The organism is Ehrlichia ruminantium str. Welgevonden, assembly GCF_000026005.1.
GTDB classification, from domain to species: domain Bacteria; phylum Pseudomonadota; class Alphaproteobacteria; order Rickettsiales; family Anaplasmataceae; genus Ehrlichia; species Ehrlichia ruminantium.
The window spans coordinates 1,198,543-1,211,546 of record NC_005295.2 but is presented as its reverse complement, the minus strand read 5'-3'; the positions used below and the strand labels follow the sequence as shown (position 1 = coordinate 1,211,546).

The following is a 13,004-nucleotide window of genomic DNA, read 5'->3' as shown; positions in this document are numbered from 1 at the left end:
ACTGTTTTTTAATATTGCTTTATTCTAAGTATATTTTATCCTGTTAATTGGTCTAAATAATTAGTTTTTATTGTTATTACAGTATATTATATATAAGGAATGTGTGTCCTGTATATAGCTCTGTGAGAACATTGTTATACAGTTATGTCTGTATTAATGGGCAGCTTATTAGTATTAAAAATTTATAGATTCTTGATTATAAGTAGTTGTGTTTTATCTGTTGGTATAAAATAAAATTTGTGAGATTCATTATTATGACTTTACGATATTTAAAAATATTGGCAATGTATATATAATCATAGGTGGTTATTTACTTATATAGTGATATATGCATTTGGATATATTTATTAGGATATTATGTTATAATATAATATTAAAATTAGAGATATTATTTAAGTGTGTTTAAATATCTTACTGTTTTATAATAGGCAAATTTGTTATATTAGGTATATCTGATATAGAAAAAAAAAGATAAGTATGCTATAAATTTTAGATGTTATAATAGAATTGTACTGTTTTTGACATATGAATTTATAGTTATTTTATCTGTTAATATGAGATCTAAAATTGTACTGGTTGTATTAATTAATAAAAATGCATTAAGTAGTAATATGTATTTTTTAATGTTTTTAATTAAAAAAATCAGCTTACATGTTGGGTTTCTACTTAATGTTTTAAATCTTATGATAAGTTTGTTATCTGAATGATCTATAGATTTACAGTTGTAATCTAAATTAAAATATTAAGAGAATATGCATAGATTGAGGGTGTGTATTTTATGCAAAGTTCTTTAATTATTGTGCTAGTATTTCTGCTATTAGTAATAGTTTTAGTAGGAATGATTTCTTTATGTATAATCACATTAATGAAAATTAATGAAGAGTATTCTAACTCTAGAATAAATGATCATATAATAAGTAGTATTTTATGTAAGCATTTTGTTAAATTTGTGACATTGTTGAAATATGATGTTGATATGTTGTGTTTGCAGTTTCCTATAAAAGATAGATATGAAATTTATAGAAACTTTGATTGCTTTGTTGATCAAGCACGTGCACTTGTTGATAAATTTATTGATCGCCATAGACCATTGAATAGTGAGACTATTTGTAATGATTATATTAACATGATAGAAAACATGAAGTTTTCGATAGAGGAATTTGTGAGTAAATATCCTTTATTGGATAAAACGCGAATTTATTTGTATTTCTCTGACATGTGTGATCTTATGAGGAAAGAACTTGAAAATCTATTTCTGACAAATACTGTGTTAAATAAAATTAATGTTACTTCACATAATACAAAATGTAAAAATTCTAGTCTATAGGGTTAGAATAGTGATTTTGAAAATTAATATTTTATAGTAATGAAAAAAATAATGGGTATTTATATTATATGTTAATTTATAAATAATGTTACATAGTGTCAATGTTAGTAGCATAAGAATTAATTATCTGTGAATGTTAATTTTTTGTTCAATTGGAAGATGTATTATATATTTATTATAGGTTAAATAATTAAATATTATTATCTTAATGAATATATAAAGTTGAGTAATTTTTGTGTTAATCTTAGTGAGTAATTAGAATGATTGATGAGTAGTTAATTTATCTTTCTACATGGTATAACAACACATTGTATTCATTTGGTATAAGATGTTTTATACTGAATTCAAAAAATATATATGTTGATAACATGCTTTAGGTAATGATATACAATATTTTTTCGTGTTATCCTTGGTAAAAAGTATAACTATATACCAATGGATAGCAAGATTTTTTGAAATTTCCTAATATCATAGGATCTAATCCTATGATATTACTAAAAAAGCATTTGTATTATTTATCATCTAGATATATTTGTTAAAAATTTGTATTACACCTTGTTTGTGTATTCTGTTACTTTTAAAGTATAAATTGTTTATGATATATACTAAATAGTAGTTATTGATTAATGATTGATCAATTTGAGGTCAACATAAAAAAGATCCTAAAGTTTTATTAATCTTTAATGTAAATCTTTAACAAAGATGCTGTATAATTAATCTTATTAGTTGAACATTTAACCATATCATTAGTTGAATTATATATATAATTTTAAGGATTATGTGATATATGTAAAACTGCTTTACATGACAATGTATCTTATGAACTAGTATCGCTATATGTGATGTATACTAGTTTTGTGCTATTTGTATGTCATGTTAAAGGGTGAAACTATGGTATGTAGTTTGTTGTAAGTGTGTTAATTTTGTCAGGTATGTTGTTGTTATGGATGCTGCTGAAACTTTAAAAATAGTATTTATTGTAGTAATAACTCTAACTATTATTATAGTGTTATTAACGTATATTGTAAAGAAATTGTGTCAACCTAGGTTGCATGTTAGGTCAGACAAAGGCATTGTTGATAAAGATTTATGTCAAGAGAAAAAAGCGAGATCTTCTACTTCGTCAGAAGAAGAGTCATCTTCGGAAGAAAGTGATATTCTACCATCTAGTAGGCTCGAGAATATGCAGAGAGCATTGATTAAGGAAGGTATTGATATGGCTCCTGTTCATGTTAAGCAGAGGTTATATAATCAAATATCTATGTGTGAGACTTTATTAGATATATTGACCGGTGCTGAGCCATTAACTAATAAAGAGTCAAAAGCACAAGCACAAGGATTATGTAAATTTCTTAGTGGTCAAGTTAAAGTATTAGAAAATATGGTAAGCAAACTTCCTCTATTAGGTCCTTATACAGAATTCGATATATTATATAATGAATGTCGAATGTATGAACTGTTATTATGTACTGTGCCTAAGGTGAAGGACATTGTCTATTCAGCAACTGAAAATGATCCTAATTTTAATGTACATAATCTTACTCTTGAAATGATTAATAGTTATTGTTCTAGGAAGGGTGATAGATTAAGTTCTATATTATTTAATAATATGAGCAGTGATCATGGTATTAGTTAGTTTTAAAATAATGTCTAAACTATTATAAAATGATAATGCAAGAACTGCCTTTGGATGTCAAGAGGCAAAGGGTTGAGTATAGATTATATTCTATTACTGTGTTTTTATTACATATGTTTTATTTAAGGTAAATTTTAGTTTACTATAGAGAGGTAGTTAAGTATTAGGGAGAATACTCTATGGTTCATTGAGAAAATTTATATAGATAATACAAGTATTATAGGATATCAGAGATGTATTAGTGGATACATAAACTCATATATATGTTATATTTGATTAAACTATCTTTGTTTTATGTAGGGTTTGTAAAGGGTTTATATCTTCTATAAAAAGTTTTAGTATTTTATTATACAATGTGGTTATGTGTTAGTAATATGGTAAGTATTAGCATATCATATTGAATATTAAAGGTTTAAACTTTAATTTATTAACAAGTTTGTAAGTTGAATAATATACATGATCACTATCATATATATAATTATATTAAAATTGTATATTTATGTATAATAGTATTATTTTTTCTAATTTGATATTTATCAAATAGTTTTTTGCTCTTAAATTAGCTACTTGTTGCTGTAATACATAGCTATTTATATGGAATGTAGAATAATCTTATATACAAAGAAATTGTAGTTGTAGATGATTTTAAGAGAAAAATCTTTAACAACTTATAATGTATTTGTTATTGGAAAATTCTATAGCAACATAAGTAAATTAATATAGATAAAAGGGAAAATTTCTATTAATTTTGATTATATAAAAACATATTTTATAATTTTAAAAAACTAACATCATCTCAATTTATAAAGTTAAATAATTTGAGAAGCAGAGTTAATGATATTGATTTTAGTAGTTACACACCATTACATATCATATAGAGCAATTTTATTGCTGAATGGTTAGGAATGTGCTTTTTGTTTTCTATAAATAGAAGTGATTTATAGAATTTTTTTATCCATAATATTGGAAGTGTATAAGTGAATTATATATTGATAGATATTTTTATCATAAATTTAAAAAATATAATTAAGTATGTGTTTCCAGTGAAAGGAAATATCAATTTCTTTAATGGTTATATATTATGTTTGACTTACTGATAACCTATTAAAGGTATTGTGATTGATATGGATATTGTAAAAATGTAATAGTGAATGATTAGTTATGTAATGCTAATGTATAAAATGTTAAATGTGTGAATTGGAAATTCTATGGAGTATTTTCAATATTAATGTCAAGTTATATTAACTTGAGGTTACATTACAACTTATAATTCGAGCATAATTTTTATAGTTACCTTATGTATATGTATGATTAACTTGGAAGATTATTATATAATTGTCAGCAGAGTATTTGGCTACTAGTATTTGTGCTGATCTTCAAGCTATTATTTTTACTATAAAAATACCGTATTACCCTATTTTAAATGAATCAGTAGTTAAATTAGGAATTTGTTAATTTATATTCACATATACTTTAAATAGTAATATTTTTGCTAAAATTTTAGTAAGTTGTTTATAGCTTTAAAAATTCTGTATTTTAGAAAAATATATAAAGTATGTTGAAGTGTACTATTGCTATTATAAATATCACGTATAAGCGAATAAAATTTAGATAGAATTGATATTTAAAAAAGAGGTATATATGGAATTAGTTGAAGGCATCATGCTAGGATTAATAGTATTATTTGTGGTCCTTATTGCTGTCTTGCTACTGTATATTTTTGATTGTATTGGTAAAGGTGTTTCTTATAAAAAGCAAATAGATAAAAAAAATGATGCTGATTCTGTAACAGGTAAAATAAATAGTGCCGGAAATATTGATACTGAATCTTTATCTGAAGAATTACCATGTACTCAACTAGATTCTATAGTAAATGTTGCATTGCTCAATGAATATGATCAATTGTTTTGTGACGTTGAAAAGATCACAGATCGTTTTTATGTTAATTCATGTATGATTAAGTTTATGCAATCAGCAATAGAGAAGTTATGTAATAAAGCTGAATTCAAAGAGGTTACAATTTTACAAAAGGTACTATCAGATGTAAAAAGACTCAATACTAGATCACGTGAATATTTGTCTTATGTGATGTGTGGTAATTATATAGTTATTGAACCACTATTAAATTTTGAACATGTTTTTTATAACAAAATAACACAATGTATAAAAAAGATACGTAATGTAATATCTAATACAGGAGATGATACATCTGTATATAAATGTTTAAATGTATTGAATCTTATTGATGAAAGATGCTGTAAAAATAATATGCGGCTAGTTGATATAATGAATAGTGTAAAGAATTGTGATACAGATATTAGTAGATAATGATCTAATATCTGATGTACTACAGGTAGCGATTTATCTATATGTATATTAATCGTGCTTAATATTGTTTATTAATAGTATTTACAGGTATTAATGATAGTTATCATTAATGATATTTGGTTTATTGTAAACTTTAAAAGGTACTAGAATAGTTTTTAGTGTTTTTGTTAATAAAGGAAAGGTGTGGTTTCTCTGTAAACATAATTTTATATGTTAAAATGTGAGCTACTATAATAAATCTATTCTGTGTAGATAGATAAATAATATATTGTGTTACATTCCTTAATTACTATCTTTTATATTAGTGTAGATCTTGTAGTGGATAAAATAATATCAGTACAGTTTTGAATTATTATATCGTGGATCTGTATGGTTATTTAGTAATGGTATTATATATTGTATATAAATACTTATTAATAGATTTTAAGATTATTTTTAATTATTTTAGAATATAACTTAGTAGGGTTACTATTATTTTATTTTTTATATCAATAACTTGTTACATGTTATGATATATATTTATAATTTTAAGAATTATCATAAAAATTTCCGTTAAAATAGTATATTTTTATTAAATAGTCTTGTTTATATTAAAAAATTATATATTATTAATGATAATATATAAAGAAGTATTAAATATGAATATAAGAATGCTCATGCTTATTATATTTACGGTATTCATTATTATGCTCGTAATTGCTAGTTGTATAGTGTATTGTTGTAAGAGAATTTATGAAAGAGAAGGAAGAAATACTTTAATAAATAGTAATCTAGAGGGGGAATCTGAGCCTTCTTCAGTAAGTTCTAAAACTATACCTGGTAAAGAATTAGAAGAGCGAAAAGATTGTGTCATTGGAGTAGATCCTTCTGATAGTGAAAGTTTTCCTGAGGGTCTAGATGGTATGATGGAGACGGGGATGGAGACTGTAGAGTATAAATATGGTGATCAATTTATATATGATGGGCAAGGTAGTAAAAGATTACAAGAAGATGGTGTTCTTACTAGTGATAGTATGGAAGAATGTGATGAGTTTTTTAGTAATGGTATACAAAGATGGGGTAAACCTTGTAGAATATTAAATCAGTGTGATGGTGAAGATGTTGTTCAAAAAAAGCGCTCCTATTCCATAACTAACTTATCTTCAGAAGTTGAACATTTCGATAGTTATTTATCTCCAAAGCGTAGTGTTTTTCCGGATGGTTTGTGTTTGGGTGATAATCCAAAAGTTGGGCTATATGCTAGTGATAGCTTTATTGGTGGTGGTGGATTATTAGGTAAATCTGCTTTCTCTCAACAATATAGAATGGAGTTTGGATTCTATGGTAGTCTTGGAACACTTGACCAGAGTTTAGGTGGGAATGACTTTATTGTTCGATCTGATAAACAGAAAGATTTTATATTTGCAAGTGCTGATACTCGCTGGTTGAGAAATTTGTCCAGGCATAGGGATACTAAGTCTACTGGTTATGATATGAGTGACCTTGCTATTCGTGGCATTGATATGCAAGATGCTCTTTCAGATACACCATGTAAAGGTTTGGAAGGGGTTGTATCATCTGGACATAGTTTTCTAGTTGGTCAAGAAGATACAACTGGTAAACTCCCAGATTCTTGTACACAATTTTCATATTCTAAAAAGGCTAGTAGTACAAGTACTGCTGTTTCTGATAATAATCAGACTGCTATGTCTTCGCGAGATTTAGGACTTGTAATCAGAACTATGATAAGTGGTAATGCTGGTGATCAACGATTGTTAAGTCAGATGACAAGTATGAACTGTGAAAATCTATTCAAACTATTGTCAAATGTGTGTCTGAATGTAAGCTTAATGTTTAGTAATCCACGAATTAATATGTATTTGATGTTTAATGATCCAATGACTAGTATGTCCTTGATTTTTAGTAATCCGCAAGTTTTTCGAGAAGCTATAATGTATGCGGGGCGTGCTATAGTTGAGAGTGGTAACAGATCTGTAGCAATGATAAATGCAAGAGATAAAAAAGTACATGCTAATAGTAAGAGATTGGTTGTTTGTGATCAAGCAGTTAGGTCAGTTACTGGTAAGAAGAGTGATGCTAGGCATGTTAAAGATGCTGATGAGCGTAGTAGGAGAAAAGAGGCTACGCCTATAAGTCGTGCTAGATTGTCATTAGTAACTCCAGCAATTAGTCATGGCCAGAAAATTAGTGTGGCTTCTAGTAAAATAGGTGGTATTCATGATACTAATCGTGTTCGTGAAAGTAGAAAAAATGAAAGTAGTGTAGATTGTACTGTATTACCATCTGTAAAACATAGTATTGAAAGTGAAGGTAGAGTTATAGGTCAAGAGTCTACTTGTTTGAATACAGATAAGTTAAAGAAGAAGCAAGGTTTAAGTACTACTACATACTTGTTTAGAGATGATGAATGTGACATATCTCAAATAATGGTTTACCACAAAGCACAAGGAGGAATGCAAATTGATCCTCATGATTTATTGATATCAGCATGGAATATTGAGAGTGATAGACTAGATACTCTGTTGTCGGGAATAGGTGATGAGAATTTACGTAGTAAAGTTAAGCATGAATGTATGGATGCATATAGTCTGATGTTGAATACTATACAACGTATGGATAAACAAGTAATGCCTGTTATGATACGGGACTTTGCTATTCAGCGTGGTACAACATTGTATAAAAGGTCTAAAGCAGGACTTATAAAAGAATGTGTTTACTTATTGGCAAAGGATATGAGAGTATGTGATGCTAATCCCGGTGATCGAGAGTTTTTGATCTGTGAATTAGAGAATCAAGTAAAATCTTATATGTATTCTGAATATGTCACACAAGTATATGAGAGTATTCAAAAAGAAGCGATCACAGTAGCATATAAGAATGTTTTGATCATGGCGGTTAGTAAAATGCGACTTAAATATAGGGCTGTACATAATATGGTAACCAGATATCTAGAACATGGAAATCATTCTCAAAGTTCAGTGTTTGGTACATTAATGTCTAAGGTGATAAATAATGATAAATGGGAACTTGATATATTGAAATCTATTCAGAAATTGGCTTCATTTTTTAGTGATAAGATGGAGAAAAAAGCTGCTGTTGTAGTTAAAGAATATTTAAAAAACAATATGGGAGAAATTTCAGATGCTATTATTATAAGTAATGTTGTAAAACGGGTTAAGAAGAATAAAATATATACTCCTTCAGAAAGGTTACCATCTTATATTAATGTGAGTTGTGTAATGAGTGATAGTAGATCATCCTCTATAAGAAGTAGTATTTAGCACTTTATGATGTTGCTAATATAGTAAAAGATTATCATTTGATATTAGTTTATTTATATTAAAAATTAGTATTATTTAAAAATATAATATAGATTTAGTAACTAATTAAAAAAATATTAGAAATAGTAAATTTTTTTATTATAATTCTTTTAGTTGTTAAATATATATGTATATATTAACTTATATTAATTTTCTTATTAAATAATATGAATGAGATAATCCTATACACAGCAGTATCACTGTTTTTTATATGTATTTACTATGTTCTGCTTGTGGCTAGGTTTGTGTGTTATGTGTTAAGTATTATGAAGTATAAGTCAAGAGAATTGGATATATCGGATAATGATACAAAAAGTAGGGTTACTTATTGTAGTCAGAGTGAGTATGAATATGGAAAGTACGAGATGGAAACTTTATCTGGAAAAGATGGTATTGAATTTCTAAAATCAGTTTACCATAGTGATAGTGATGATGTAGGTGATGTTTTAAAATCAAAATCTACTGTCTCATCTACCAAAATGGATCAGGTAACACATCAAATTTCTGACGTTCAAACTATAGAACGCGATAATGTAGAAGGTCAACAAGTTATGGTTAAGGAAAATGCTGGTGTTGGTGTTCACTATAATCATACTGAAACTATTATAAAAACAAGTCTTAGTTTTAAATCTGATGTTATGGTTGATACTAAGGATAAATCTATAGAGGAAAAAGTAGTACCTGAAGGTGATACTATAAGAATAAATGAAAAAAAGAGAGATGTTTTTGTAAGTGCTAGTGCTCAAACTGATATGAAAAGTAATCAAGTTAGATTATCTGGTTCTAGATTAGAGAAACCAGATGAGAGAAGGGATGTTACTGATACAGCGTGTACAGGTAGTACTAAGGATAAATCTGTAGAGGAAAAAGTAGTACCTGAAGGTGATACTATAAGAATAAATGAAAAAAAGAGAGATGTTTTTGTAAGTGCTAGTGCTCAAACTGATATGAAAAGTAATCAAGTTAGATTATCTGGTTCTAGATTAGAGAAACCAGATGAGAAAAGGGATGTTACTGATACAGCGTGTACAGGTAGTACTAAGGATAAATCTATAGAGGAAAAAGTAGTACCTGAAGGTGATACTATAAGAATAAATGAAAAAAAGAGAGATGTTTTTGTAAGTGCTAGTGCTCAAACTGGTGATATGAAAAGTGATCACATTAAATTATCTGGTTCTAGATTAGAGAAACCAGATGAGAAAAGGGATGTTACTGATACAGCGTGTACAGGTAGTACTAAGGATAAATCTGTAGAGGAAAAAGTAGTACCTGAAGGTGATACTATAAGAATAAATGAAAAAAAGAGAGATGTTTTTGTAAGTGCTAGTGCTCAAACTGGTGATATGAAAAGTGATCACATTAAATTATCTGGTTCTAGATTAGAGAAACCAGATGAGAGAAGGGATGTTACTGATACAGGTTGTACGGGTAATACTAAGGATAAATCTGTAGAGGAAAAAGTAGTACCTGAAGGTGATACTATAAGAATAAATGAAAAAAAGAGAGATGTTTTTGTAAGTGCTAGTGCTCAAACTGGTGATATGAAAAGTAATCAAGTTAAATTATCTGGTTCTAGATTAGAAAAACTAGATGAGAGAAAGGATGTTACTGATACAGGTTGTACGGGTAATACTAAGGATAAATCTGTAGAGAAAAAAGTAGTATCTGAAGGTACTGCTATAAGAGATGAAAAGGAGAGTAGTGTTGCTAGAAGTGTTGATGCTACTTTTAATCTTCAAAGTGGTAATGTAAAAGATGATAAAGTAAAACTATCAGGTGTAGATTTAGGTAAAATAGAGGATTCAGTTTTATCTGCTTCTAGTTGTGAAACTACTGTTAAGGATAATAAGCCTGTTATATGTGTTGGAAAAGAAAGTACGTTTCAATTAGCTTCAAGTTTGGATTTGGTTAATGCTGTTGAAGATAGTTCAAGAAATACTTGTGGTTTAAGTGAAACTTGTTCTTTAATGTTAGATTTTGACAGAAATGGTAATCCTGTATACGAAGAGGCAACTAGTAAGTTAGTGCCTAGTTTCTATCCTGATAATGTTATATATCACACTAAAGAAAAACATTGTGGTGTTGATCTTCCTCAATCAGAAGATCAACTTTATTCATGTATTACTAATGTGCATAGTCAATATGATGTGACTGAAAATAGTGTAAGTGTATATCCGCGTGATTTGGTTCCTGATGATATAAAACAAGCTAAACAGAATGAAGATACTAAACAGGGTGCTTTTATAGCTACAGGTTCTACAACCGCGGCTGCGCATAGTCAATATGATGTGACTGAAAATAGCGTAAGTGTATGTCAGAGTGACTTAGTTCCTGATGATATAAAACAAGCTAAACAGAATGAAGATACTAAACAGGGTGCTTTTATAGCTACAGGTTCTACAACCGCGGCTGCGCATAGTCAATATGATGTGACTGAAAATAGTGTTAGTGTATATCAGAGTGACTTAGTTCCTGATGATATAAAACAAGCTAAACAGAATGAAGATACTAAGCAGGGTGCTTTTATAGCTACAGGTTCTGCAACCGCGGCTGCGCATAGTCAATATGATATGACTGAAAATAGCGTAAGTGTATGTCAGAGTGATTTGGTTCCTGATGATATAAAACAAGCTAAACAGAATGAAGATACTAAGCAGGGTGCTTTTATAGTTACAGGTTCTGTATCTGCTAAGTTAGATATTGTTGATGTAGTTAATTTAGGGGAAAAACGTGATATTGATGAAAAAGTTGTTAAGTCATCAGGTTGTACTACTGCTGATTCAGTTAGTAATCCTGTAGGTATGGATAAAGTTCAATATTGTGTACCTGACTTAGAGAGGAGAGTGAAAATGGATCTTGTAGAAGATCACTATAATATGGCTAGTATGGAAAAATGTTATCCTGATAGAGAAGTTGTTGAGCAATTAAGTAATGTTACTACTTGTTTGGTTAGTAGTCCAGTAATTGAGCATAGAGTTCATAGTGTTGAGTCTGTTGCAGAGTTACAAGTAAAAATAGGTCCTTTAGATGAGGGAAAATGTAGAGACAGTGTGGTAATGAGCTCATCATTTACTAGTGATACATGTTTAAAAGATACAGGTGCAACAATGACTGTAGAAGAATATGGTAATAAACCTAGTACAGGTCTTTGTGCTAGTAGGGGTGATGATAGTGTTTCTTCTATGATTGGTATGGGTTCGTATTTTATAGATAAGATGATTTGTGATATTGATACTACTGTGCAGCTTAATAATACATTTTCTACTTTAGAAAAAAGAAAAAAACATTTTATAGATGATATTAAAAAAAATAATGAAAAAATATTTAGTAACCTTGTTAATATTATGGATTTAATAAAAGAAACGGTAGGTATTCAATTTTTTGATACTAAAAGTACAGATGATATATCCAGGTATGTAATGGAACAATCTAGTGGTGTTTATGATGATGTTATGTCACAAATGCTTATCCAAGATGAAAAATATTTATTTAAGGTCTTTAAACATATTATTCCGGTTTTTGCTAAAATATTCTTTAACAATGATCCTATATCTTCAATGGAATGGAAATTAGTAGATGAATTGTTCTCTATGAGAAGGGCAGTCTTACAAGATAATGTGTATTTTCAAAGGATATTTTATTGTATAGTGTGTGCATGTGAAAAAACTGCAGGTGCAATAAAGAAAATTCAGTCATTATCTAAACAGTGTGATGAAATACGAGAAAAGATTAAAAAGTGTAATCTAAGGCAAGGAAAGAAGAAAAGTGCATTGTCGAAATTTACAGATCATTTTAGTGAAAAAAAGGAAGACCTGTTGTGTTTATTAGATAAAATAGAAAAAGAACTGAATTTAACTAAGCAAGTTTACACTAATCTTATAGCAGAAAAAGAGGCGTTATTAACAGGAGATGTTGCTTATATAAGATATTTTGTATCACGTATTGTTTTTGATAGTTGGAAATTTGATGATAAGGCTAAACAAGTTATCAAAAATATAAAGAACCTAGCACCATATGTGTTACGTGATGTGTTGTATGAAGAGGAAAAAAAATATCTAGGTTTGGTGAAGTGTATTGTTTGTGAGTACACGGTTTTTTATAAAGATATAGATGATTTTTTACCTGCGGTTCAAGAATATCATAATCGACGACAATCTAGAAGTGCTGCAGCCCGAAAATTTTATGATCAGGAAATTGATGGTATTCTTCTTCCTATGGATACTTTAGAAGATGTAGGGGATCTTGTAGCTATGGAATTAGGACAGAACAGTAAATGTAATGCACATTAATATGATTTGATGTGATTTAGGTAAATACTTTTTTATGGTGTTACGTATAGGTAGTTTGTTTTTTTAAATAAAAAAAAAGTATATATCTTAAGTAGTATTATATA

The 13,004-nt window shown here is 28.3% G+C and carries 6 protein-coding genes; all 6 read left to right on the top strand.

The genetic code is table 11. The features are described from left to right. Positions 1-554: 554 nt before the first annotated feature. Positions 555-707 (top strand): hypothetical protein, encoded by a 153-nt coding sequence (locus ERUM_RS03845; RefSeq protein WP_231837201.1) that lies wholly within the window; start codon positions 555-557, stop codon positions 705-707. A 71-nt stretch (positions 708-778) separates the two neighbouring features. Then, a complete protein-coding gene (locus ERUM_RS03840; RefSeq protein WP_011155390.1) occupies positions 779-1,327 on the top strand; it encodes a hypothetical protein in 549 nt (182 codons plus the stop codon). A gap of 943 nt (positions 1,328-2,270) precedes the next feature. Further along, a complete protein-coding gene (locus tag ERUM_RS03835; RefSeq protein ID WP_231837200.1) occupies positions 2,271-2,963 on the top strand; it encodes a hypothetical protein in 693 nt (230 codons plus the stop codon). A gap of 1,641 nt (positions 2,964-4,604) precedes the next feature. Further along, positions 4,605-5,291 (top strand): hypothetical protein, encoded by a 687-nt coding sequence (locus ERUM_RS03830; protein WP_011155388.1) that lies wholly within the window; start codon positions 4,605-4,607, stop codon positions 5,289-5,291. A 686-nt stretch (positions 5,292-5,977) separates the two neighbouring features. Continuing rightward, complete coding sequence (locus tag ERUM_RS03825; RefSeq protein WP_231837199.1) at positions 5,978-8,572, top strand: hypothetical protein; 2,595 nt, start codon at positions 5,978-5,980, stop codon at positions 8,570-8,572. Positions 8,573-8,877: 305 nt separating this feature from the next. Beyond that, positions 8,878-12,900: a hypothetical protein gene (locus tag ERUM_RS03820; RefSeq protein WP_231837198.1), complete on the top strand. Its 4,023-nt coding sequence runs from the start codon at positions 8,878-8,880 to the stop codon at positions 12,898-12,900. Positions 12,901-13,004 lie beyond the last annotated feature (104 nt).